Genomic DNA, 22135 nt, shown 5'->3' on the forward strand with positions numbered 1-22135 from the left:
CGCGTCGCCCTACGTCGACCTGCGTCGATCATGGAGTGGTGCTGGATGACAAAGGTGGTGGAGCACCACCTTTCCGGCACCACGAGTCCATGATCGGCGCGGGATCGGGGCAACGCGGGTCGGCAACGTGAGAGGTGGTGGGGCAGGACTTCGCATGAGGTCCGCTCGGCGGTAGCGTTGCGCCACACTGACGGCCCGTGGGGCAGGCGACCGCCGACCCTGACGCCCCGATCGTACGGAGGATGGTGCATGTCCATCGGCGCTGAGCCGCACGCAGCACGCGACGATGCGGCCTCCCGGCCGAGCTTCGAGCTCGCCCTGCGCGGATACGACAAACGCCAGGTGGACCGGCACCTGGAGCAGCTCGACGGCCAGATCGCGATGCTGAGCGGGGAGCACGGGCGCTCCGCCGTCCGCGTCCGTGAACTGACCGCCGAGGTGCAGCGTCTGCGCGCCGAACTGGCCGAGCTTCAGGAGCAACCCGTGCAGGTGGACCGCGCCTCGTTCCACGATCTGGGCCCGATGGTCGGCGAGATCATGGCGCTCGCCGAAAAGCAGGCCGGCATCATCACCGAGTCGGCCACCGACCGGGCGAACGAGCTGCGCAGCGAGTCCGAGCGGATCCTCGCCGACACCCGTGAGCGGGCCGCGCAGGCACGTCAGGATCTGGCCGAGGAGTTGGCCGCCCGACGGGCCGAGCAGGAGCAGGCGCACGAGGAACGGCGCACCCACGCGGAAGCTGAATTGACCGCGATCCGCGAGCACGCCGAGCAGTTGCGGGCCGACGGTGAGGCCGCGCACGAGCGCGCCCAGCACGAGGCCAAGCGGATCACCGAGCAGAGCGCGCAGCAGCTCAACCAGACCCGGGTCGCCGCCGACGCGCTGATGAAGTCGGCCCGTACGCAGATCCAGCAGGAACTCCAGTCGGCCCGCTCCAAGAACCAGCAGGAGATGGCCCAGTGGCAGGCCAGCGTGGAGCGAGAGGTCAACGAACGGCGTACCGCCGCCGAGCAGGACATCGCCGAACAGCAGGCCGCCGCCGAGCAGGAGCTGGCCGAGCAGCGCAGCGCGACCGAGCAGCAGATCGCCGCGCTGCTGGCCGAGGCGCAGCAGCACGTGACCGAGCTGCGCAACCGCGCCGACGAGCAGGCCGCCAGCCATCAGCAGCAGCTCGCCGCCCTGCAGAAGGAGCTTGAGGAGCGCCGGCAGGAGGCCGCCGAGCTGAACGCCGAGCTGGACACCGGCCGCCAGCAGCTCGCCGAGATCCGCCAGGAGGGCGAGACGCTGGAGAACGAGCTGTCCCGGATGCAGCAGCGACTCGGTGAGGTCCGCCGGGACCTGACCGCCGAGAGCGCCCGGCTGGACGAGGCCCGGCGGGCCGGGGACTCCGCCGAGCGGCACGCCAAGGAGGTCCGCGCCCGCGTACAGCGGGAGGCGAAGCGGGTGGCCGATCTCGCCGCCGCCGCGGTCATGGCCGCGGCAGCCGGCGGTACGGAGACCGCTGAGTACCCGATGGTGGGTTCCCGCTCGAGCGCGGACCGACCCGCCCCCGAGCGGGTAGGCGTCGAGCGGCTCAACGTCGACCGCGTCGGCGTCGACCGGCACTCACCGGAGCGACCCACCGTGGACGATGGGGACGCCGACCGCGCCCCGCTCAGCCCCGCATCTGTTGACCGCGTCTCGGTCGAGAACAGCTACGTCGACCGGACCCCGGTAGAACAGGCCGGTACCGACCGGACCCCGGCCGATCAGGCGAACGGCGAGCACGGCGGCGCGCCGGCGGTGGCGGACGAGTCGCCGGCGCCCGACCGTACGGCAGCCCGGGAGGTGAGCGCCGACGACGCCGAGCCGACCTTCCCTCGGCACATCGGCACGGACGCACCGACCCCCGTGCCGTTCCTGGCCTTCGGACAGCCGGTCAGCGAGAACGGCGCCGCCCGACACTGACCTCAGCAGCGCTTGCACCCGGGCCCGGAGCCCCCGCCCACGCCGATCTTGCGGTTTCGGTCGCCGAGATTCACGGAATGCCCCGTATGTCGGGGCAGTAAGTGCAGATCGCGGAATGGGGGCGACCCGGGCGGATTCTGCGCGGAACCGGGTCGCCGTGCCCGCTTGAGCTGGCAGGCTGGGCTGGCCGCCGCGCACCAGCGGTGGCCACCGGCCTGGCCGGTGACCGAGAGGAGCGCCCGGTGACCGACCAACCGGAGGAGTTCGACCTGCTCGTCGTCGGTGGCGGCAAGGCCGGCAAGACGTTGAGCATGGACGTCGCCCGATCCGGTCAGCGGGTCGCCATGGTCGAGCGCGGCATGATCGGCGGCAGCTGCATCAACGTCGCGTGCATCCCGACGAAGGCGCTGGTGACCAGCGCGCGGGCCGCCCGCCAACTGCGGGACGCGTCGGCGCTCGGCCTGACGGTGGAGGGCGGCCGGGTCGACATCGACCTGTTGCGCGCGCACAAGCAGGACGTGGTCGAGGGGATGGTCGCCGCCAACCGGCAGCAGTTCCTCGACTCCGGCCTGCACCTGGTGATCGGCGAGGCCCAGTTCGTCGGCCCACGAACCGTACGGGTGGCACTCGCCGACGGCGGCGAGCGACTGCTGCGCGGCAGCGACGTGGTGATCAACACGGGCACTCGCCCTCATCTGCCGTCGGTACCCGGGATGGCCGAGGCCGGGGTGCTCACCAGCGACGAGTTGCTGCGCCTGGACCGGCTGCCGGCCCGGCTGGTGGTGCTCGGCGGCGGCACCGTCGGGGTGGAGTTCGCGCAGATGTTCGCGTTGTTCGGCAGCGCGGTGACGCTGGTCGAGGGCGGCCCACGGCTGCTCACCCGCGAGGACGCCGACATCAGCGACGCGGTGATGCGCGTCTTCCTCGACGATGGCATCGACGTACGGGTGGGTGTGGCCGTCGCGCGGGTCGACCGGGAGGCCGACGGCTCGCTCCGGGTGACGCTGGACGACGGCAGCGTGGTGATCGGGGACGACGTGCTGGTGGCGGCCGGCCGGGAACCGGTCACCGACGGGCTCGGCCTGGACGTGGCCGGCGTACGGCTCAGCGAGCGGGGCTTCGTGGAGGTCGACGAGCACCTGCGCACCAGCGCCGAGCGCACCTGGGCGGCCGGGGACGTCGCCGGCAGCCCGCAGTTCACCCACGTCTCGTTGGACGACTACCGAATCATCCGGGCGAACCTCGCGGGAGGCCAGCGCAGCACCGCCGACCGGCTGATCCCGTACACCGTCTTCACCACCCCGGAGCTGGCGCGGATCGGGCTGACCGAGACCGAGGCGCGCCGCGCCGGGTACGACGTCCAGGTCGCCCACCTGCCGGTGGCCGCCATCCCCCGGGCACGCACCCTGCGCCAGACCCAGGGCATGTGGAAGGCGGTCATCGACACCAGCACCGACCGGATCCTCGGCGCGGCGTTGCTCGGCGCCGAGGCCGGTGAGGTGATCACCTCGGTGCAGCTGGCGATGCTCGCCGGAATCCCGTGGACCGACCTGCGGGACGCCGTCATTACCCACCCGACCATGACCGAGGGTCTCAATCTGCTCTTCGCCTCGCTGGAGTCCCGCCCGGTCCGCTGAGCCCCGCGAAACCCGCCGACCCCAGGCCACGAAGCGGTCGTACAACTCGCGCGGGCTGGGTCCTTCGTAAGGGTTGAGGTGGTGGAGATCCTGGGTGGCCTCATGGAACATGCCCGCCAGGTAGATGGTCAGTCCCGACTGGTTGTCATCGAACTCCGCCCTGAGTAGCAGCTTTGCGTCGTGGCAGGGCCACTGCTGGCCGTCCACCCGGCAACGCCACCCCGGGCGCAGCGGGGTGTGCGTCTCGCCGTCTTGCACCGGGTGGGCCGCGAGCCCGTGCCGCTCCGTGTCAACCTTCAGGGGCTGGGCCGCGCTCACCGCTGACCGGCCAGGTTAAGGCGGATCGCCGAGGCGAGCACCTGGTGCTCGAAGCAGGACCCGGTGCCGCAGTCCGGAGGGTCCTGGCGCCGGCACACGTGCCCTCTAACCCACACCCAGCCGCTGGTCGCCCCCCGACAGATGGCCACGACGATCACCACCTCGTCCCGTCGGGCGAGCACGGTGGGCTCGCACAGCCACTCCCCGGCCAGGAGGAACAGCTTGGTTCCGGCGGGCACCTTCGCGTCGACATCCACGGCCGCCGCTTTTCCAATCCATTTCATGACGTCCACCCCCAAGGGTTGTGCGTGGTGGCCGACAAGAGTGAGACTCCGGTCGGCAACCACAACCAGCGGCTACGACATACCGCGCCGTCCGGCAGCGATCCGCCGCGCCTATTCACGCCGCCCGAGATCGACCGACATGGGTAGCGTTGCCGCTACGCTGCGGGGTGTGGCAGCCGTGAGCAGTGGGCCCACATGGGAGCCCACACGCCGGGGGGCGAGATGGACGGTTTCGGGGACACACTCAGACAGCACCGCAAAGCCGCCGGCTGGTCGCTGCGGAAGTTCGCCGAACTGACGGCGTACGACTTCGGCTACCTCGGGCAGATTGAACGCGGCAACCAGCGCAGCGGTGGTGGCCGCCTACGACCGCGCGTTGTCGGCTGGTGGTGCATTGGAGACGGCGTACGGGACCAAGCAGGCAGGCGACAAGGACGTGCGCAGACGGTCGGTACTCCAGGTAATGGGCGCGCTCGCCGCGGTGCCCGCGGTGGATCGGCTCGTGAGATGGGAGGCCCTGCGGCAGGGGCTCAGCGCCGCGGTCGATGTCGACTTCGATGAGTGGACTGAGATAGTCGCGGACTACGGACGCGGCTACTACCGCCAACCGCACGACCAACTCGTGGCCCAACTTGGGCGGGACCTGACCGTGTTGCAGCAACAGATCGCCGCCGCCGACGGGCACCATCGCCCATTGCTGCTACGCGCCGCTGGCCGCCTGTCGGTCATCGTGGCACTCAGCCTGAACGCGTGCGGGCAGACCGTGCTGGCCGGCAGGTGGCGGGCCAGCGCGCAGCGGATCGCCGACGAATCCGGCGACGCAGACACGCGGGTGCTCACCCGGGCGTGGGACGTGGTGAACGGCTGCTACGACGGCCGGGCCCCCACCACGGTGGTAGCGCTGGCCGACCAGGTGCTGCCGCTGACCGACGGCACGCCTTCGGCGGCGACGTGCGGGCTGCTCGCGGGCAGGGCGCAGGCACTCTCGCTTGCCGGCCGGCACGCCGAGGCGGTGGCCTGCGTGCGCGCCCTCGCCGACCGGGTGGAGGCGCTGCCCGCCACGGTGACGGCCGACGTGGAGTCGCTGTGGGGTTGGCCAGAGCACCGGCTACGACACACCGAGTCGTGGGTGTACGCCCACGCCGGGGACCAGCACGCCGCCGAGGCCGCACAGCAGCGCGCCCTCGAGCTGTACCCGCCGTCGCAGCAGCGGCTACGCACGCAGGTGCAGCTGCACCAGGCGGCGGCATTGTGCCGCAGCGGGCACATCCCCGACGGATTACGCCTCGCCGCGGGCCTGCTCGACCAGCTACCCGCCGAACAGCACAACGAACTCGTGCGTGCGGTCGCCCGGCAAGTTGCCGCCGCCGTTCCCGACGCCGAGCGACACCGGCCGGTTTACAGCGAGTTGGTAGAGCGGGTACGCGTCTAGCATCATCCGGGCATGGGCTTGATCTACACCATCAGCCACAGCCAGGACGCGGCCCGCTTCTTCGGACCGCTGGTCGACTTGTACGAGTGTGTGTACGCCGAGCCGCCGTACGAGGAAGGCCCCGACCAGGTGGCTCGTTTCCGCGACCGCCTGCCCGGGGAGGCCGGCCGGCCCGGTTTCACTCTCGTCACCGTTGCCGTGGACTCGTCGCTGGTCGGTGCCGCCTACGGGTGGACCATGTCGGCCGGCGACTGGTGGTCCCGGGCCGACGCCGACCCGCCCGCCGAGATCCGTGCGGCGGCGAAACTGGCGGTGATGGAGTGGGTCGTCCACCCGCACCGCCGCGGCGAGGGCGCCGGCGCGGAGTTGATGCGCCGGCTGCTCGCCGACCGCTCGGAGCGGTACGCCACTCTCGCCTCGGATCCCCGCTCTCGGGCACGGAAGGTGTACGCGCGCAACGGGTGGCGGCAGGTCGGCACATCAGTCCTGCCCTGGGGTCCACCCATGGACCTCCTCGTCCTCGACCTTGGCCCGGAGCGGGTCCGCTGAGCGCCGCGAGGCCCGCCCCCGCAACCGAGCGACGGCTACCCGGCGATCTCGTCGCGTACTCGTTGTTGGAAGGCGCGGGCCTGCGCCCCGGTGGGCGGCGGCCCGTCGTGCCGCGCGGCGACCGCCTGACGGATCACCTCGGCTGGGTCGCCGGAGTCGATCAGCCGCTGGCCGGCGGCCACTTTCGCCAACCAGACGCCGTCGCGGTGGCGCACCAGTGACCGGCAGGCGCCGAGTACGGCGTCCTCGGTGCCGGGCGCGGGTTGGTCGGCCGGCGGTGTGGGCAGGGCCAGCCACCAGGACAGCGCCTCGATGAGCAGCCGGCGCAGGTCGGCCGGGGCGAGGTCGGTGAAGGCCTCCCCTGCCGGCGGGCCGAGCAGTGGGAGCCCACTCTGGTGCAGGATGCTGCGATCGAGGCCGTACCAGAATCGGCCGTCGGCAGCCGGGCGGTCGGCGGGGTCGAGGGTGCGCCGGAACGGCATGCCGGCCCCGGTGTTCAGTTCGACCTCGAAGCCGGGCTCCGGGGTGCCGGAGGCGGCCACCGCCCGGTCGTAGACGACCAGCTCCAGTCCGCGCGCGGGGCAGGGCAGCGCCTCGTGCCGCAGCCGGGCGACCAACGTCCTTTTGGCGGCCTCGGTGAGCGGCCCGGCGCTGAGCAGCGCCACGTCCACGTCGCTGCGGCCGGGCTGGTACGCCCCGAGCCCCACCGAACCGGCCGCGTACGCGCCGACCAGGTCGGCGCCGAGCACGTCCCGGGCGGTGATGACGAGGTCGTCGAGGTAGCACTGGAGATCGGAGTCCACGGGCCATCATGGCGCACGGGTCGGAGCCCGGCGGGACTACCCCGCGTAGAGCAGCAGCAGACCGGCGACGGTGTAGGCGACCATCAGCGCCAGCAGGGGTAGTTGGCCGGCCACCGCCCGGACCCGGGGGAACAGGTACAGGGCGCGGTCGTGGGCGAGCAGCGTGCCGAGCAGGTGCCCGAGGATGATGACGGTGATCTGGAGGGTCGCCACCCCGGAGGGCGTGATCAGCGCGGTCTGCGGCTCCCAGTCGGCGGTGCCGAGCCAGTTGGCGCCGGTGCCCAGGGGGTCGGAGAGCAACGCGACGGTGCGCTGACCCTCCAGGATCAGCAGCGAGTAGTAGTGCGCCACCACGTACCCCACCGCGATCGGCACGATGGAGTGGGCGATCTCGCCCGGCACCCCACGGGCCTCGGCCGCGTCGGCGCGACCGATGCGCGCCGCGGCGCCGGTGGCGGCGAGGTACGCCACCGCGACGGCGGCGATGACGAGGCTCAGACCGGCGCTGCCGGTGACCGCCGGGTGCAGGCCGTTCTCCTGGCTGAAGCGCAACCAGCCCGGCGCGTTGGAAAGGCTGTCGTACATGGTCGAGCCGAGCAGCACGATCACCACAGCGACCAGCCCAGGGCGGGGTCGCAGGCCGGCTATCCCGTCGAGCGGGTTGCGCCACACCAGGACGCCATCGGCGGCCCGGCCGAGCGGGGCGAGCTGACCGATCAGGGTGCTGTACGCCTCGAACGGGTCTGCGTGGTCGAACCAGCCGGCGCCGAACAGCACCGCGCCAGCCAGCAGGACCACCGCGTACCCGGCCAGCCAGGCGGTGATGACCGGCAGGGTGGCCCGGTCGGGGGCGACCAGTTCCAGCCAGACGAACCCGAACAGGGCGGCGGCGGCCGGCCACCAACCGACGCTTTCGGGCAGCTCACGCAGCCCACGGTTCGGGTCGCGCCGCGCCGCCAGCGCCGCGAGCAGGTGCACCGTACGCAGCGGATTGACCGCCCGCCAGATCGGGCCGAGCAGCAGCGACAGCGGGGCCAGCCCGACCCAGAGCAGCACGTAGAGCGCGCCGGCGGTGGGGTTGTCCGCGGTGTCCGGCCCGCCCAGCAGACCGAGGCAGAACCAGGCGGCGGCGAGCAGGCCCAGCCCGCGCAGCGCCCACCGGAACGCGGGCGCGTCGACGAGTCGGGCGAGCCAGCGCGGCACCGGGCGACCGCCGACGGCGTCCCGGTCGAGCCGGGGTTCGCGCCAGAGCAGGCCCAGCGCCACGAAGGTGACGACGAGGGTCAGTGCGGCGGCGACGACGAGCTGCGGCAGCGTGATCGGCAGGTCCTGGCGGCCACCGACGCCGTGTGCCAGCAGCGTGGGAGCGGCCGTCATGTCGTTCAGCGGACGACGAGCTGGAAGAGCACCAGCTCGGACTCGTGCGTCTCCACCTCGAACAGCCCGGTCTTGTCGGCGCGGAACTCCACCGAGCCGGGCGTGCCGGCCGGCAGCCGGGCGCCCAGGTCGTAGCCGTGCACGTGCAATTCGTCGGCCACGTCGGAGGTGACCGTGATCCGGACCAGCTGGCCCTTACTGACGGTGACCCGTCCGGTCGGCGGATCGACCCGCTTCTTCGCGATCGTGACGGTGATCTGTTGGTCGACCGCGGCGGTGCTGGCGGAGGAGCTGGGCGTGCCGGTGGCCGTCGGGGTCGGCGCGGTGGGGGTGGCGGTCGACGGGGCGGCGGACGTGGGCGCCGTCGAGGGGGTGGCCACGGAGGGGTCGTCGTCCTGCCCGCAACCGGCGAGGAGCAGGGCGCCGAGGGTGGCGGCGGCGAGGGTGGCGGCGGTCCGGGCGGCGGGGGTACTGACGAACACGGGCGGACTCCGAACGACGCGAGGGGGACGGGTGTCGTGTTGATCGTCGGGGAGGAGAACTCTACGTCTTGTTCGGTGCCGGGGAAATGACCATGATGAACGAATGCGATCGAAGCTGGTCACTGTGCGTAAGGTCCTGACCCGTGTCGTGGCGGCGCTGGCGGCGACCGTGGTGGTGTCGCTGCTACTGCCGGTCGCCCCGGCGTCAGCGCACGGCCAGCTGGCGACCTCCACTCCGCTGAAAGGCACCGTCGTACGCGAGCCGCTGACCCAGTTGGCGTTGTACTTCACCGAAAAGCCGGCGTCCAACGCGCACTTCGCCATCAGCGGGCCGAACGGGTCGCGAGTGGACAATGGCTGGTCCTACGGTGAGCCGAAGCGACTGGACAAGCCGGTCACCGAGTACTTCATGGTCAACGGCGTGTTCGAGCCACGGCTTTACCACACCGGCTTCCCGGCCATGGTGACCGTCGCGCACTGGCCGGCGAAGGGCCGCTACACCGCCAGCTACCTCTCGGTCGCCTCGGACGGTGAGGCGGTGCGGGGCGAGGTGACCTTCGACTACCAGGGCCCGGGTACGCCGGCCCCGGCCGGCTGGTCGGCGCCCACGGCGGGACCGGATCCGGCGCTGCTCGCCCAGGCCGAAGGTGAGGGCTCGACCAACCCTGGGGCCACCGGCAGCCCGATCGGCCCCACCGGCGCTCCGGCGAGCGAGCCGGCCGGCGCCGCCGAGGAGCAGCGCGACACTGGGTTTCCGGCGTGGCTGATCCCAGCCCTGATCGTCGTCACGGTCGCAGTGCTCGTGCTGGTGGCGGCCCGCCGCCGGCCCGCGACGCGCGGATCCTCCACAGCGGAACGCCGGCCCGCCGGAGCAGCGGGCCGAGGCGGCGCCGGGACCCGCAAGTCCGTCAACCCGACTCGGAAGACCGGCAATCGGACCGGTGGTCCGGCGCGGCGCGGACGGCGGTAGACCCTCGCGATAGCCGGGCATTCTTCGCTTACAGTCGCGAACTTTCGCACGGACATTGGAAACTTTTGATGTATCGAGGCGAAGCCATGGACAGTCCAATCGAAACGCCTTAATGTTCCGAGCCATCCACCCGGTGTTTCCGCAACGTCACTCGTCGGCGTCGAGGACGTTACGGAGCCGGGCCGACGGTCATCCTCACCGCTGATCCACGCCGGCCGTCGGACACTCCGCTGCCTCCTGGAGGAACGATGGGCACACGCCTGCTACGCCGACTCCACCATCCCGTCCTGGGTGCGCTGGCACTCGTCCTCGCCGCCGGTCTCTGGGCCGTCCCCGCCAACGCCGCCCCCGCGCAGGAACCGGGCGTCACGCTTCGCGTCTTCGACGTGCAGGTGCCGCTGTCCGAGTTGTGCACCCTCAAGCCCGCCCAGACCCCCAACGTGGACAAGCTGATGTCCACCATCAACTGGACCTCGGCGGCCGACTTCGGCTTCGAGGACAACTTCGTCTCGCAGGTGCTCGGCAACATCACCACCACCCAGGCCGGCAGCTACACCTTCCGGCTCAGCAGCGACGACGGCTCCAAGCTGTCGATCGACAACACCGTGGTGATCAACCACGACGGCCTGCACGGCGCGACCCCGCCCAAGGAGGGCACTGTCACCCTCACCGCCGGCCTGCACCCGCTGCGCATCGACCACTTCGAGCGTGGGGGCGGGCAGCAGATCACCCTGGAATGGAAGACGCCCGGTTCGTCGACCTTCGTGGTCGTACCGAACTCGGCGCTGAGCACCGACGCCGGCGTGGTCCGGGTGACCGCACCCGGACGCAAGGAGTGCGAGGGCGTCTCCGACACCCCCGGTGACGGCCTGCCGCTGACCGGCGTGCACCCCGGCTACACGCTGACAAACCTGCGGCCCAGCGGCTTCCAGCCGAAGGTCACCGGGATGGACTGGCTGGCCGACGGCCGACTGGTCATCAGCACCTGGGGCGGCAGCGACCAGTCCGGCACCTCCCAGGACGGCGAGGTCTGGATCCTCGGGAACACCGGCGGATCGACGAGCCCCGGCAACGTGACCACCAAGAAGATCGCCGGCGGCCTCAAGGAACCGATGGGGCTCAAGGTCGTCGACGGGGTCGTCTACGTGACCGAGAAGCAGCGGTTGACCCGGCTGGTGAACACCGGTGGTGACGAGGCGGCCGAGCGCCTGGAAACCGTCGCCACCTGGCCGTACGGCGGCAACTTCCACGAGTTCGCGTTCGGCCTGCTCTACCAGGACGGGTTCTTCTATCTGAACCTGTCGGTGTCGATCAACTCCGGCGGCGCCACCACCAACCCGCAACCCGCCACCAACCGCGGCACCACCCTCAAGGTCAACAAGGACACCGGTGCGGTCAGCTACGTCGCCGGCGGCCTGCGTACGCCGCACGGGATCGGCTGGGGCCCGGAGGGCGGCATCTTCGTCACCGACAACCAGGGCGGCTGGCTGCCCTCGTCGAAGCTGGTGCACGTCAAGCAGGGCCGGTTCTTCAACCACTTCACGAACCCGGCGGGTCCGTTCGACACCGCTCAGGTCACGCAGCCGGTGCTCTGGATGCCGCAGAACGAGATCGCCAACTCGCCCAGCACGCCGCTCTACCTGACCAGCGGTCGCTACGCCGGCCAGTTCGTCATCGGCGACGTGACGTACGGCGGCCTGCAACGGGCGAATGTGGAGAAGGTCAACGGCGAGTACCAGGGCGCCCTGTTCCGGCTCACCCAGGGTCTGGAGGCGGGCGTCTCCGAGGTCAACGTCGGCCCGGACGGCGCGATCTACGTCGGCGGGCTCGGCGCGGGCGGCAACTGGGGCCAGACCGGCAAGCTGTCGTACGGCCTGCAGAAGCTCACCCCGAACACCGCCACCACGTTCGAGATGCTCGCGATGCGCGCCACCACGACCGGCTTCGAGGTGGAGTACACCCAGCCGGTGTCGACGGCGACCGCCACCGACCTGGCCGCGCGCTACAAGCTCAAGCAGTGGCGGTACGTGGCGACGTCGAACTACGGCGGTCCGAAGATCGACGAGGAGACCCTGACCGTCACCTCGGCCACCCTCTCGGCGGACGGCAAGAAGGTCAGCCTCACGGTGCCCGGTCGCAAGGCCGGCAGGGTGGTGCACCTGCGGTCACCGCGCCCGTTCACCTCCACCAGCGGCCAGTCCCTCTGGAGCACCGAGGCGTGGTACACGCTCAACTCGATCCCGGGCAGTCCCCCGCCGCCGACCGGCGGCACCATCACCGGCGTCGGTGGCAAGTGCCTGGACGTCGACAACGCGGGCACCGCCGACGGCACGAAGATCCAGCTCTGGACCTGCAACGGCACCACAGCACAGTCGTGGACGAAGGTCGGCGACACGTACCGGGTGCTGGGCAAGTGCCTGGACGTGGACAACGGCGGCACCGCCAACGGCACGAAGGTTCAGCTCTGGACCTGCAACGGCAGCGGCGCGCAGGTCTGGCAGCCGCAGGCCGACGGGTCGATCCGCAACCCGCAGTCCGGCAAGGCCCTGGAGGCCGCGGGCGGTAGCAGCGCCGACCGCACCCAGATCCAACTCGGCACGTACGCGGGCGGCGCACACCAGAAGTGGGTGGTCAGTAGCGGGGTAACCGGCTGACCTCGGACGAAGGGGCGTGGTCTGACCGGCGGGTCAGGCCACGCCCCCACTCGTCCGTGGTGAGAGGACCGCCGCTCAGCGGAACAACACCGGCCGGTTGCCCCGGGCGCCGACGAGTTGGCCCCGAATGTTGATGTCCTCGATCGAGTCGGTCTCCCACACGCCTCGGGTGGTCAGGTCGGTCATCACCCCGTTGCGCCAGAGGAACGGGTGCCACGCGGCGGTGGTGGTGCTCTGGCCCACCACCTCACCCCGGTCGTTGATCGCGGTGGCACGGCTCCAGTCGCCACCCAGCGTGCCGAGGTCGGTCAGTATCCCGTTCTGCCAGCGGAACGCCCGCCCGTTCGCCGTGCCCACCACCTGGCCCCGGTTGTTGACCCCGAGGGCCTCGCTGCCGATCTGGGTGAGCACCCCGTCGCGCAGCCGGCCACCGACGCAGGTGCACGGGTAGGCCTGCGGCGGCACGTTGAACCCGCCCACCACGTCGCCGGCGTTGTTGAAGTCGGTGGTGAACTCGTAGAAGTACTCCCGCCCCAGGTCGGTGAAGACCCCGTTGCGCCACAGGAAGCGGTGCGGCATGTCGCCGGCCGGTTCACTGGTGCCGAGCACCTGCCGCCGGTCGTTGACGCCGATCGCCACGCTGTTCTCCCCGCCCAGGGTGCCCAGGTCGTGGAGCTGACCGTCACGCCACAGCACCGCGCGGGTCAGGAAGTCCGAGCCGAAGGAGGTGATCGCCACGTCACCGAACTCGTTGACGTCCACGGCGCTGGAATCCGTGTCGCCCGGCAGCACGCCCAGGTCGGTGATGACACCGTGGCGCCAGAGCACGGCGTGCCGGGCGCCGCTGGCGACGGTGCTCCAGCCGACGATGTCGCCGCGGTCGTTCATCGCCGTCGCAGCGCCGTCACCCCCGCTCAGGGTGCCGAGGTCGACGACCCGATAGCTGTGCGGAGACGCGGCGGCGGGAGCAGGAGCGAGGGTGATCAGCGCGACGACGGTCGTCGCTGCGGTCAGCAGGGGACGCGGGGACACCATGGACGCCAAGGGGGACGCTCCTCGGATCGGAGCGGCGACGACCCGGCGGACGGGCGCGGGACCGCCACCACTGCGCGTTCGATCGGTAACGCACAGTAGACCCGGTGTCGTGGCGGCGCACCAGGGACCGAACGGTCACCGACGCCCGCGGCGTCCGGCGATGGGGCCGTCGGTCAGGGGCCGTGCGGCAGCGGCTGCGCCAGTGCCCGCAGGTCCGCCGGGAGTTGGGCCAGGGCGTCCTCGAACTCCCGGTGCCCGACCACCCGGTGCATCGTCTGGAGTACCGCGCGGGTGCCCCGCTCGGCGGCCGGACGGTCGATCCCGGCGCGGTCGGCCACCCGGCGCAGAAACTCGTCGTAGCCGAACGTTTCCGGCGGCTCGGCGGCCTTGACCAGCAGCGGGCTCAGCTCGTCGGCCAGGTGGGGGGCCAACGCGCCCGCCTCCCCGCCGCTGAGCCGCTCGGTGAGGGTCCGCAGGACCGCCTCGGTGAGGGGGCGCGCCTGCTCCGGCGGGAGACCCGCCCGTGCCGCAACCTTGTCGACGAACGCCAGCTCGGCCATGCCCCCGCCCTTCGCTTTCGGAAACGCGTGGCTACCCGGGCCCACCGGCAGCAAACCCGGCAGCCGCAGCGGGATGGTTCTGCTGGTTGCTCCGCGCGGTGCCGTCCGCTTCTCGTACGGTGAGGTCGGACCGGGAACCCGACGGCTGCCCGACGGCGGCCCGTGTCGCAGGAGGAGCAGATGGCCCTCGACCTGCCCGACGTGATCGACCGGTACTTCCGGTCCGTCAACGACCGGGACCTGGACGCCTTCGTCGCCTGCTTCGCGGACACCGCGAGCGTCGCCGACGAGGACCGGCTGTACGACGGGCGGGCCTCGATCCGCGCCTGGCGGCAGAAGACGATGGACGCCTACTCGTACACCGCCGAGCCGGTCAGGGTCACATCGCAGGCGGGCGACTCGTACCTGGCTCTCACCCGGGTGTCCGGCGACTTCCCCGGCAGCCCGATCGAGCTGCGGTACCGGTTCACGCTGCGCGACGGGCTGATCGGCGCCCTGGACATCCGCCCCTGACGACGAGTTGGTCCACCGACACGAAAGGAAGGCCGTGCCGCGAGTCTGGCTCATCACCGGCTGTTCGCGTGGTCTCGGCCGCGCCCTCGCCGAGGCCGTCCTGGCCGACGGCGACCACCTGGTGGCCACCGCCCGCAACCCGGCACAGCTCGACGACCTGGTCGACCGGCACGGTGACCAGGTCCGCGCGGTGGCCCTCGACGTCAACGACCCCGCCGCCGCCCGTGCCGCCGTCCGCACCGCGGTGGACACGTTCGGACGACTGGACATCCTGGTCAACAACGCCGGGTACGCCGACGTCGCCGCGATCGAGGACATGTCGGAGGACGACTTCCGGGCGCAGATCGAGGCCAATTTCTTCGGCGTGGTGAACCTGTCCCGGGCTTGCCTGCCGGTGATGCGCGAGCAGGGGCGCGGGCACATCGTGCAGATCTCCAGTGTCGGCAGCCGGGTCGCGAGCACGGGTCTGGGCGCGTACCAGTCCGCCAAGTGGGCGGTCAGCGGCTTCTCCGGGGTGCTCGCCAGAGAGGTCGAGGCGTTCGGGATCCGGATCACCACGGTCGAGCCGGGTGGGCTGCGCACCGACTGGGCCGGCTCGTCGATGAGCGCCCTGACGGTCAGCGAACCGTACCGGCCGGTCATCGACCCGGCCGTGCAGCGGCTGCGCCAGACCAGCGGCACCCAGCCGGGCGACCCGGCCCGCGCCGCCCAGGCGATCATCCGGATCACCCGGGTCGACGACCCGCCGCTCCGCTTGCTGCTCGGCGCCGACGCCGTGGCGGCCGCCCGGGCGGCCGCCGAGACCCTCGCCGCTTCGGACGCGCGGTGGCGGGAGTTGAGCGAGTCGATCGCCTTCGACGCGACTCCCTGACCCGACTCCCGCTGCCGCGGCGGCGAGGCTTGTCGGGCCCGCCCGTACGTGATCAACCGCCGAACGGACGAGACGGTCAAGAGGTCAGTGGGTGACATGATGTGGCGACAACAGCTGTCGCTACGAGAAGGGTTCCCGCTGCCCGATGGCGCACTTCCTGGCTCGCACGCCCACGACACCCGCGCGGAACGCGGTGCCGCTGGCCGGGCAGCCGCATCGGGCGGGCTGATGCCGGGCGAGCGACGGGAGACCGTGGCCGAGCAGAGTGTTCCCACCCACGCCGCGGACACCATGTCGTATCAGGTCGCTACCGACATTCGAGCGCTGCGCGCCTTCGTCAGCGCCGGGGCGCTGGCCCGCGGCCTGTCGGCCGAGCGGGTGGAGCTGTTGACGCTGGCGGTCAGCGAGCTGGCCACCAACACGTTGCAGCACACCACCGGCGGCGGCTGGGTACGACTCTGGGCCGAGCCGGGTCAGCTGCTCTGCGACGTGGTCGACCGGGGTCCGACGCGGGCGTTCGGCCGGAGCATGCCGGCCGCCGATTCGGTGCGGGGTCGCGGGCTGGCTATCGTGGAGCAGATCTGTGACGAGGTAGCGGTGCTCACCGGCCCCGGGCAGACCGTCGTACGGATTCGCCTGAGTCTGTGAACGTCGGAGGCGATCCCTGCCCGCCCGGGCCAGGTTGGCTGCCACAATGCGGACAGCCCGGGCCGACGGTGGCACCGGGTCGGACCCGAAACGGGAGGACGCAACAATGCCGGACAGCGCACGCGAGGCTGAGCTGCTCGACGCCGAGCGCACCCTCCAGGCCGCCCAACGGGCCGGCGACGTCGGCGCCCTCGATCAGCTGCTGGTCGACCAGCTGATTGCCATCGGCCCGGACGGTCGTATGCACACCAAGCAGGATGACCTGGCCGCCCACCGGGACCGCCGCTCGGTCGTTGAGGAGTTGGTGGAGGAGGAGCTGGACCTGCTCGTCGTCGGAGCGACGGGGGTGACGTTCTTCCTGGGCCGGGTGTCCGGCGTCTTCGAGGGGGCGCCGTTCGCGGCGCGGCTGCGCTACACCCGGACATGGGTCCACGACGACCGGCACGGCTGGCGGATCCTGGCGGCCCACATCAGCCCGGTCTGACTCAACTGCCGTCCTCGTCGTCCTCGTCGAGCAGGCCCTGCTCGTCGAGGAACGCGAACCACCGGTCGTCGGCGGGGGTCAGATCGGCGTATCCCGGCCCGAGCAGGTAGTAGTCCACGAAGGATTCCACGTCGGGGGCGAGCTCCTCGAACGCGTCGGACATGAACCACTCGGTGCCGGTGGGTGGGAAGTACCAGATCGCTCCCGTGCCACGGTCCATGAAGATCGGCTCGTCGCTGCGGACCCCGACCACCAGCCAGCCCGCCCGGTCCTGCGGGATGGACGAGAAGTCCGGCGCGTAGTCCAGGTGGTACTGGATCCCCGCGAGGGTCGACGAGGACGCCAGCTCGACCCGGCCCGCCCGCAGCCCGTCGGCCACCAGCAGGAGGTCCCGTAGGTCGGCCGGGAGCCCCGCCGGTACGGCGTCGATGGCAGCCCCCTCGCCGAACTCGGCGTAGGCCAGGCTGTCCGGCAGATCGGCCAGTTCAGCCCGCAGCTCCTCGATGAGCTGCCGCAGCTCGAGGTTCACCGCATCACCTCTGTTCGGATGAGGTCCCGTCCGGCAATGCCCTCGGCTGCCCGGAGACCTGCGAGCCGATGTGCGGTTTGGTTCTACCACGCACCGGCTCGCCGGGGCGTCACCTCGCCGAATCCCCCAACCGCGCCGTCACCACCGCTCGTCCGGCTTTCGACCGGCCGCAGTCAGGTCGACACACACCACGTCGAGCCCTTCCTCAGCTCACGACGGCGTCGATCGCGCCGACGCGCAGGGTGCCGTCGTTGAGGGGCGTACAGCGGATGCCGCCGGTGGTGCGCAGCGCCTTCCACGTCCCCGGGCCGACGGTGACGTCCATCCAGGCGCACGGCCGGGCCGCCCTGTTGACCCGCAGGCTGACCGGGCCATCGCCGGAGTCCAGCACCAGCACTCTGCCGATCAACTCGTCCACGGCGATCCCGGTGGTGAGGATGTTGCGCCGCACCTCGGCCAGGCCGATGCCGATCGGTAGCGACTCCTGGGCGATGACGGTGACGCTGGCGTCGCGGTGTGCCTGCTGGCCGAAGTACCGGTCGCCGACGATGCCGAGGCCGGCCCGGATCCGGACGGCGTCGACCAGCTCACCGGGCGGGGCCGGGGCCGGGCCGTCGGCGGGCCGGCCCAGGAAGCGGTGCACGGGCGAGGCCAGCAACTCGACGATCTCCGGCATGGCAGGAATTCTACGAACCGGACCCGACCGCCCGTGGCAGGTCGACGGATGAGCCGGTGGGACGGCGGCGCGAGCGTCGCCGTCCCACCGCGCTCCCGGTTCAGGCCGGCGTGCCGGTGACGGTCAGGTTGCGCAGTCGGCCCACGTTGTCGAACGATCCGAAGCCCACCCGGCCCGAGCCGAACGTGGTGTCCTTCGCGGTCAGCAGCGGATCGCGGTGCCCGTCGACGTAGACGGCGATCTCGCCGCTGGCCGGCAGGTGCACCACCCGGACGCGGTGCCACCTGGCATCGGTGATCGCCGGGTTGGCACCCCGGGACCGGCCGTTCCACTGGTGGTCGATGCGCTCCCGGTCGGCGTTGTCCACCTTGAAGATGCCGTTGTGCGGATAGATCGTGTTGTCGGTGGAGAGGTGGGCGTAGTAGAACTCGGTGTCCGAGCGCCAGCCGAAGACGATGATCACGTCCCGGTTGGTGACCTCCACCGGTGTGTCGAGTCGTACCTGTGCGTCGACCTGCACCGACGACCACGCCGGGCCGTTGGTCAGCACGGCGTACTCGAAGGGCCGGCGCGGGCCCGGCCGGCTCTCCCCGGCCTCGGCCAGGATGACCTGGTCGTCTGTGAACTGCCACTTCGCCGGCGTCACCGGCGCCCAGTTGGCGGCTCCGGCGGTGCGGCGCACTGTGACGTCCCCGACGTCGCCGCTGGCGAACTCTCTGGTGCCGGTCACCTTCCACACCTTTCCGTTGGCCTTCGCGACGACGTAGAGCTCGCCGGCGGCGTCGGTGCCGAAGCGCAGGTCCACCCGGTTGGGGTCACCGGGCGCGCCCGGGGCGGACAGGTCGCGCATCCGGACCGGGGTGCCCGCCGCGTCGAAGAGCGCGAGCTGGTGGATCGTGGCCAGCCCTCGGCCCCGGCGCATCTCGTTGGCCTCGGTGTAGAGCACCCGGCCGTCGACCAGGTCGCCGAAGACGTACTTGCCGCGCAGCGCGGGCAGCGCCCGCCCCCGGTAGACGAAGCCGCCGGCCACCGCGACACCGACGTCGTCGGTGCAGTTCCAGCCGGCGGCGGGGTCGTGGTCGTACGCGGCGACCGGGTAGGTGTAGCCGTACCTGTCGTCGTCGGCGGGTAGCGGGAGCAGCCGGTCGCAGGGGTTCGTGGCCGCCTTGTCGAAGACGAAGGAGCCCTCGCGCTCGCTCCAGCCGAAGTTGTCCCCGGCGCGGACCTCGTAGATGGCCTCGACAGCGTGTTCACCGATGTGCCCGAGGTACATCCGGCCGGTCGCCCGGTCCCAGCTGAACCGGTGCGGGTCCCGGAAACCCACGGCGTAGAGCTCGCCGAGCGCGCCGGCCCGGCCGACGAACGGGTTCCCGGTTGGGATGCCGTAGCGCCCGTTCGCGGAGTTGGTGCCGCGCGGGTCGATCCGCAGCAGCTTGCCGTGGGGCAGGGCCAGGTTCTGCGGGTCCGTGTTGCGCGCGCCCTGGCCACCGTCGCCGACGGCGAGGTACAGCAGGCCGTAGTCGCGGTCGTGACGCTTGGCCGTGGGGTTGAAGTTGATCTCCTGGATGCCGTGCACCTGGCCACCGAAGCCGATGCGCAGCACCTCGCGGTGCGTACCGGCGAAGGTGGCGGCGGCCGGATCGGTCGCCGTCCACTCGGTGATGACACCGTGGAAGAGCGTGTTGGGTTGGGCGTAATCCGGCGTGGCGGTCGTCGTCGACGCCAACTCGGTGTGGATGCTGTAGAACCGGCCGTTCACCCCGAACTCCGGGTGGAACGCGACGTACCCGAAGCCCTGGCCGAGCCCACGACCGGAGAAGAACCGCGGCGCGAACGTCGCCGCCACGTCCAGGTAGACGTGCGGCACGCCGCCCTCGACCAGGTAGAGGCTGCCGTTGAGGTCGGGCACCGCCCGCCGGCCGGAGCCGTCGGGCACCTCCATGATGGTGTTGATCCGCGCGGTACGCATGAGCCGCGCGTCGGTCGGCGCCGGCGTCGGGTACGACTGCGGGAAGCTGGCGTACTCGCTGAGGACCAGCCCCAGTCGGGACTGGACCGGCATCTCGGGGATGGGGTCGTCGACCGCGTCAGCGGCCCGCGCGGGCGTGGCGACCAGGGTGGACAGGACCAGCACGAGGGCGGTGAGGCCGGCCCTCACTGTGGGCCGGCGGGCGGTGCCGGTGCGGCGGTGCAGGGTGCGCACGCGTGTCTCCTTCTCGGTGGGACGGTGCCGAGGGTGGTCAGCGGGCAAGGTGGCGGTACTGCCTCCGCACGTCGTTCGCGGAGACCACACTGTCGAGGAACATCAGGCCGTCCATCCGGCAGTCGCACGGGTTGCGCTCAAGGGTGTCCTGGGGGAAGCTGCCGCCGATCTTGATGCCCCGGGGGTCGGACGCGGTGGTCACGTGTGGGCCCGGCCCGGACACCAGCCACGGGTCGTCGGCGCGGGTGTAGAAGCCGTCCACCGGTTCGCCGTTGCGGTAGAGGGCGAGCGCGCCGGTGTTGAAGTCGAAGGTGGCGGCCAGGTGCACCCACTCCCCCACCGGCAGCAGCTCGCGCCAGTCCCGGGTGGCGGCGAAGGTCTGCGAGTTGCCGCCGTCGAGCCGCCGACCGAGCGCGACGAGACGCAACTCCCCGTCAACGTCGATCAGTTCCAGCAGGGCGCGGACGCCGTGGCCGTCGGAGTCGCCGGTCAGCACTCCGGCCAGCCCGATCGCGTTGTACCGGTCGTCCGGGTCGGCGGTGGTGGAGTTGGGCAACGGGCTGTCCATGTTCAGCTTGAACCAGCCCATGACGGTGGTGCCCGCGGTGGCGCTGAAGGCTCGCAGCGTCCGCACCCCGCTGGCCGACCAGGTGCCGGCCTTCCAGTCGTCGTTACCGGCGACGGCGGGGGCGACCTGCCGGGTCTGCACCGCGTTGCGGCTGCCCCGATAGGCGCGGTCCGGCACCCGCATGGCGGCGCCGCCGTTGATCAGCTCGATCTCGGTGCCGGAACGTCCCTGGTCGCGTTCGAGGGCGGGATCGCCGGGCACCGGGTGGTCGAAGTCGTACGCGGCGACCAGGTGCGCGCGCAGCGCCGGGTGGACGTCGTGCGGGAGGCTGCGATCCGCCTGCGCCGGTGGCGCGCTGGCGCCGGTCAGTGCGCCGATCGCCAGGAGGGAGACGGCCGCTCGTCGGGCCCTGGACATGGCTGTCACCTCGTTTCGCGGCATGCCGGATGCCGGTCACGTGCGCGCTTACGAAAGCGCTTACGTACCCTAGGCTTCGATCGATGTCGCTCGCAACAGATCGGGTGACATGAATGTTTTCGGGGGATTGCCGATGCCCAGGGCCAGCCACCGGCCGCGCCTCGTGGACGTCGCCGAACACGCCGCCGTCTCACTGGCGACCGCCTCCCGCGCCCTCGCCGGCCGTGCGGGGGTCAGCACCGAGGTGGCCGACCGGATCCGGCAGGTCGCCCGCGAGCTGGGCTACGTGGCCAACCCGTACGCCCGCACCCTGGCCAGCGGAGCCACCTCCACTGTGGGTTTGATCGTCCACCAGGTCGACGACCCGTACTTCTCCGAGATCGCCGCCGGGGTCATCCAACTGGCCGCCGAGCAGGGGCTGCTGGTGCAGATCTGCCAGTCCGGCCGCGACCCCGGCTACGAGCTGCAACAGCTGCGTCACCTGATCGCTCAGCGAGTCGGCATCGTCCTGATCAGCGGCTCCGGCTACGACGACCCACGGATGGAGAGCGCGGCCCGCGCCGAACTGGCCGCGTTCCAGGACCACGGCGGACGGGCCGCTGCCATCGGACGACACGCGCTCGGCGTCGACGCCGTGCTGCCGGACAACGAGGCCGGCGGGCACGCCCTCGCCCAGCACCTGATGGATCTCGGCCACCGGCGGATCGCGGTCGCCGCGGGCAGCGCCGGCCTCACCACCGTCGCCGACCGGCTGGCCGGGGTGTCGTCGGCCCTGCGGCAGCGCGGGCGGTCCCCCGCCGACCTCGTCGTCGTGCACAGCGACTTCACCCGCGGCGGTGGGCGTGCCGCCGCCGAGCAGATCCTCAACGACCATCCCGAGACGACGGCGATCATCGCGCTCAACGACGCGATGGCCATGGGCGTGCTGTCGACGCTGCGGTCCCGTCGCGTGCCGGTGCCCGCGCGGATGTCCGTGGTCGGCTTCGACGACGTCTCCGTGGCGGCCGACCTCGCACCCAGCCTCACCACCATCCGCCTGCCGATGGCCGAGATGGGCCGCACGGCACTCACCCTCGCCCTCAAGCCGCGCACGACACGCCCCCGCCGCCGCCCCACCGGGCACCTGCTGGTCGTCCGCGACTCGACCGGGCCCGCACCGAGAACCTGACCGACGCCGC

At 71.6% G+C, this 22135-nt stretch carries 22 protein-coding genes and 1 pseudogene; 12 read left to right on the plus strand and 11 right to left on the minus strand.

The window, feature by feature from the left end; genetic code table 11:
- Positions 1 to 249: 249 nt before the first annotated feature.
- Together ACQRWP_RS12480 and ACQRWP_RS12485 are read left to right on the plus strand one after the other, a co-directional pair.
- Positions 250 to 1947 carry a hypothetical protein gene (locus tag ACQRWP_RS12480; RefSeq protein WP_430502385.1) on the plus strand — a complete coding sequence of 566 codons (1698 nt, stop codon included), beginning with the start codon at positions 250 to 252 and terminating at the stop codon, positions 1945 to 1947.
- Positions 1948 to 2189: 242 nt separating this feature from the next.
- The gene (locus tag ACQRWP_RS12485; protein WP_430502386.1) at positions 2190 to 3584 is read left to right on the plus strand and encodes a dihydrolipoyl dehydrogenase family protein; all 1395 of its coding nucleotides are present in this window, start codon (positions 2190 to 2192) and stop codon (positions 3582 to 3584) included.
- On the opposite strand, the pseudogene ACQRWP_RS12490 reads toward ACQRWP_RS12485, so the two are convergent.
- Positions 3579 to 3884, minus strand: a pseudogene (locus tag ACQRWP_RS12490) (hypothetical protein); the annotation flags it as partial. The gene ACQRWP_RS12485 and the pseudogene ACQRWP_RS12490 overlap by 6 nt on opposite strands.
- Positions 3885 to 3898: 14 nt before the next feature.
- On the minus strand, positions 3899 to 4186 hold the full coding sequence (locus tag ACQRWP_RS12495; RefSeq protein ID WP_430502387.1) for a hypothetical protein: 288 nt from the start codon (positions 4184 to 4186) through the stop codon (positions 3899 to 3901).
- Between the two features lie 222 nt (positions 4187 to 4408).
- On the opposite strand from ACQRWP_RS12495, the gene ACQRWP_RS12500 reads away from it, so the two are divergent.
- From ACQRWP_RS12500 to ACQRWP_RS12510, 3 genes are read left to right on the plus strand one after another with little or no spacing between them, the layout of a single operon-like run.
- The gene (locus ACQRWP_RS12500) at positions 4409 to 4747 is read left to right on the plus strand and encodes a helix-turn-helix domain-containing protein (protein WP_430502388.1); all 339 of its coding nucleotides are present in this window, start codon (positions 4409 to 4411) and stop codon (positions 4745 to 4747) included.
- A complete protein-coding gene (locus tag ACQRWP_RS12505) occupies positions 4650 to 5618 on the plus strand; it encodes an XRE family transcriptional regulator (RefSeq protein ID WP_430502389.1) in 969 nt (322 codons plus the stop codon). The genes ACQRWP_RS12500 and ACQRWP_RS12505 overlap by 98 nt, the downstream gene beginning before the upstream one ends.
- A 12-nt stretch (positions 5619 to 5630) precedes the next feature.
- Positions 5631 to 6167 (plus strand): GNAT family N-acetyltransferase, encoded by a 537-nt coding sequence (locus tag ACQRWP_RS12510; RefSeq protein ID WP_430502390.1) that lies wholly within the window; start codon positions 5631 to 5633, stop codon positions 6165 to 6167.
- A 35-nt stretch (positions 6168 to 6202) separates the two neighbouring features.
- On the opposite strand, the gene ACQRWP_RS12515 is transcribed toward ACQRWP_RS12510, so the two are convergent.
- Genes ACQRWP_RS12515 through ACQRWP_RS12525 form a run of 3 tightly spaced genes read right to left on the minus strand, consistent with a single transcriptional unit; the run spans position 6203 to position 8829 of the window.
- Positions 6203 to 6970: a nucleotidyltransferase domain-containing protein gene (locus ACQRWP_RS12515; RefSeq protein WP_430502391.1), complete on the minus strand. Its 768-nt coding sequence runs from the start codon at positions 6968 to 6970 to the stop codon at positions 6203 to 6205.
- 36 nt (positions 6971 to 7006) lie between these two features.
- Positions 7007 to 8347: a hypothetical protein gene (locus ACQRWP_RS12520; protein ID WP_430502392.1), complete on the minus strand. Its 1341-nt coding sequence runs from the start codon at positions 8345 to 8347 to the stop codon at positions 7007 to 7009.
- 5 nt (positions 8348 to 8352) lie between these two features.
- Positions 8353 to 8829 (minus strand): hypothetical protein, encoded by a 477-nt coding sequence (locus ACQRWP_RS12525; RefSeq protein WP_430502393.1) that lies wholly within the window; start codon positions 8827 to 8829, stop codon positions 8353 to 8355.
- Between the two features lie 103 nt (positions 8830 to 8932).
- Between ACQRWP_RS12525 and ACQRWP_RS12530 the strand changes: the two genes are divergently transcribed.
- Positions 8933 to 9799, plus strand: a complete 867-nt coding sequence (locus tag ACQRWP_RS12530; protein WP_430502394.1) for a copper resistance CopC family protein — start codon at positions 8933 to 8935, stop codon at positions 9797 to 9799.
- A 248-nt stretch (positions 9800 to 10047) separates the two neighbouring features.
- Entirely contained in the window at positions 10048 to 12453 is a 2406-nt protein-coding gene (locus tag ACQRWP_RS12535) for a ricin-type beta-trefoil lectin domain protein (RefSeq protein WP_430502395.1), read from the plus strand.
- A gap of 75 nt (positions 12454 to 12528) precedes the next feature.
- Here the strand turns inward: ACQRWP_RS12535 and ACQRWP_RS12540 are convergent, their stop codons facing one another.
- Together ACQRWP_RS12540 and ACQRWP_RS12545 are read right to left on the minus strand one after the other, a co-directional pair.
- Entirely contained in the window at positions 12529 to 13488 is a 960-nt protein-coding gene (locus tag ACQRWP_RS12540; RefSeq protein ID WP_430503194.1) for a hypothetical protein, read from the minus strand.
- Between the two features lie 173 nt (positions 13489 to 13661).
- A complete protein-coding gene (locus tag ACQRWP_RS12545) occupies positions 13662 to 14048 on the minus strand; it encodes a DUF2267 domain-containing protein (RefSeq protein WP_196923406.1) in 387 nt (128 codons plus the stop codon).
- Between the two features lie 180 nt (positions 14049 to 14228).
- Between ACQRWP_RS12545 and ACQRWP_RS12550 the strand changes: the two genes are divergently transcribed.
- From ACQRWP_RS12550 to ACQRWP_RS12565, 4 genes are all read left to right on the plus strand, one after another.
- Positions 14229 to 14561: a nuclear transport factor 2 family protein gene (locus ACQRWP_RS12550; RefSeq protein ID WP_430502396.1), complete on the plus strand. Its 333-nt coding sequence runs from the start codon at positions 14229 to 14231 to the stop codon at positions 14559 to 14561.
- A gap of 34 nt (positions 14562 to 14595) precedes the next feature.
- A complete protein-coding gene (locus ACQRWP_RS12555) occupies positions 14596 to 15432 on the plus strand; it encodes an oxidoreductase (RefSeq protein ID WP_430502397.1) in 837 nt (278 codons plus the stop codon).
- A 228-nt stretch (positions 15433 to 15660) separates the two neighbouring features.
- The gene (locus ACQRWP_RS12560) at positions 15661 to 16080 is read left to right on the plus strand and encodes an ATP-binding protein (protein ID WP_430502398.1); all 420 of its coding nucleotides are present in this window, start codon (positions 15661 to 15663) and stop codon (positions 16078 to 16080) included.
- Between the two features lie 106 nt (positions 16081 to 16186).
- Positions 16187 to 16564 carry a nuclear transport factor 2 family protein gene (locus ACQRWP_RS12565; protein WP_430502399.1) on the plus strand — a complete coding sequence of 126 codons (378 nt, stop codon included), beginning with the start codon at positions 16187 to 16189 and terminating at the stop codon, positions 16562 to 16564.
- Position 16565: 1 nt separating this feature from the next.
- Here ACQRWP_RS12565 and ACQRWP_RS12570 read toward each other — a convergent pair whose 3' ends face one another.
- From ACQRWP_RS12570 to ACQRWP_RS12585, 4 genes are all read right to left on the minus strand, one after another.
- Positions 16566 to 17093: an SUKH-4 family immunity protein gene (locus ACQRWP_RS12570; protein WP_091398884.1), complete on the minus strand. Its 528-nt coding sequence runs from the start codon at positions 17091 to 17093 to the stop codon at positions 16566 to 16568.
- Between the two features lie 205 nt (positions 17094 to 17298).
- The gene (locus ACQRWP_RS12575) at positions 17299 to 17769 is read right to left on the minus strand and encodes a molybdenum cofactor biosysynthesis protein (RefSeq protein WP_430502400.1); all 471 of its coding nucleotides are present in this window, start codon (positions 17767 to 17769) and stop codon (positions 17299 to 17301) included.
- A gap of 100 nt (positions 17770 to 17869) precedes the next feature.
- On the minus strand, positions 17870 to 19972 hold the full coding sequence (locus ACQRWP_RS12580; protein WP_430502401.1) for a PQQ-dependent sugar dehydrogenase: 2103 nt from the start codon (positions 19970 to 19972) through the stop codon (positions 17870 to 17872).
- A gap of 37 nt (positions 19973 to 20009) precedes the next feature.
- Positions 20010 to 20957 carry a LamG-like jellyroll fold domain-containing protein gene (locus ACQRWP_RS12585; RefSeq protein ID WP_430502402.1) on the minus strand — a complete coding sequence of 316 codons (948 nt, stop codon included), beginning with the start codon at positions 20955 to 20957 and terminating at the stop codon, positions 20010 to 20012.
- A gap of 133 nt (positions 20958 to 21090) precedes the next feature.
- Here ACQRWP_RS12585 and ACQRWP_RS12590 point away from each other — a divergent pair, with 133 nt between their 5' ends.
- Positions 21091 to 22125: a LacI family DNA-binding transcriptional regulator gene (locus ACQRWP_RS12590; RefSeq protein WP_430502403.1), complete on the plus strand. Its 1035-nt coding sequence runs from the start codon at positions 21091 to 21093 to the stop codon at positions 22123 to 22125.
- Positions 22126 to 22135: the final 10 nt, after the last annotated feature.

The organism is Micromonospora trifolii (assembly GCF_050516465.1).
Lineage (GTDB): Bacteria > Actinomycetota > Actinomycetes > Mycobacteriales > Micromonosporaceae > Micromonospora > Micromonospora trifolii.

Bases quoted from the DNA above. Each gene is read 5' to 3' on its own strand.
- ACQRWP_RS12480 (WP_430502385.1), top strand. From the start codon at position 250: ATGTCCATCGGCGCTGAGCCGCACGCAGCACGCGACGATGCGGCCTCC.
- ACQRWP_RS12495 (WP_430502387.1), bottom strand. From the start codon at position 4,186: ATGAAATGGATTGGAAAAGCGGCGGCCGTGGATGTCGACGCGAAGGTG.
- ACQRWP_RS12500 (WP_430502388.1), top strand. From the start codon at position 4,409: ATGGACGGTTTCGGGGACACACTCAGACAGCACCGCAAAGCCGCCGGC.
- ACQRWP_RS12505 (WP_430502389.1), top strand. From the start codon at position 4,650: ATGGGCGCGCTCGCCGCGGTGCCCGCGGTGGATCGGCTCGTGAGATGG.
- ACQRWP_RS12510 (WP_430502390.1), top strand. From the start codon at position 5,631: ATGGGCTTGATCTACACCATCAGCCACAGCCAGGACGCGGCCCGCTTC.
- ACQRWP_RS12520 (WP_430502392.1), bottom strand. From the start codon at position 8,347: ATGACGGCCGCTCCCACGCTGCTGGCACACGGCGTCGGTGGCCGCCAG.
- ACQRWP_RS12530 (WP_430502394.1), top strand. From the start codon at position 8,933: ATGCGATCGAAGCTGGTCACTGTGCGTAAGGTCCTGACCCGTGTCGTG.
- ACQRWP_RS12535 (WP_430502395.1), top strand. From the start codon at position 10,048: ATGGGCACACGCCTGCTACGCCGACTCCACCATCCCGTCCTGGGTGCG.
- ACQRWP_RS12540 (WP_430503194.1), bottom strand. From the start codon at position 13,488: ATGGTGTCCCCGCGTCCCCTGCTGACCGCAGCGACGACCGTCGTCGCG.
- ACQRWP_RS12545 (WP_196923406.1), bottom strand. From the start codon at position 14,048: ATGGCCGAGCTGGCGTTCGTCGACAAGGTTGCGGCACGGGCGGGTCTC.
- ACQRWP_RS12550 (WP_430502396.1), top strand. From the start codon at position 14,229: ATGGCCCTCGACCTGCCCGACGTGATCGACCGGTACTTCCGGTCCGTC.
- ACQRWP_RS12560 (WP_430502398.1), top strand. From the start codon at position 15,661: ATGCCGGGCGAGCGACGGGAGACCGTGGCCGAGCAGAGTGTTCCCACC.
- ACQRWP_RS12565 (WP_430502399.1), top strand. From the start codon at position 16,187: ATGCCGGACAGCGCACGCGAGGCTGAGCTGCTCGACGCCGAGCGCACC.
- ACQRWP_RS12575 (WP_430502400.1), bottom strand. From the start codon at position 17,769: ATGCCGGAGATCGTCGAGTTGCTGGCCTCGCCCGTGCACCGCTTCCTG.
- ACQRWP_RS12585 (WP_430502402.1), bottom strand. From the start codon at position 20,957: ATGTCCAGGGCCCGACGAGCGGCCGTCTCCCTCCTGGCGATCGGCGCA.
- ACQRWP_RS12590 (WP_430502403.1), top strand. From the start codon at position 21,091: ATGCCCAGGGCCAGCCACCGGCCGCGCCTCGTGGACGTCGCCGAACAC.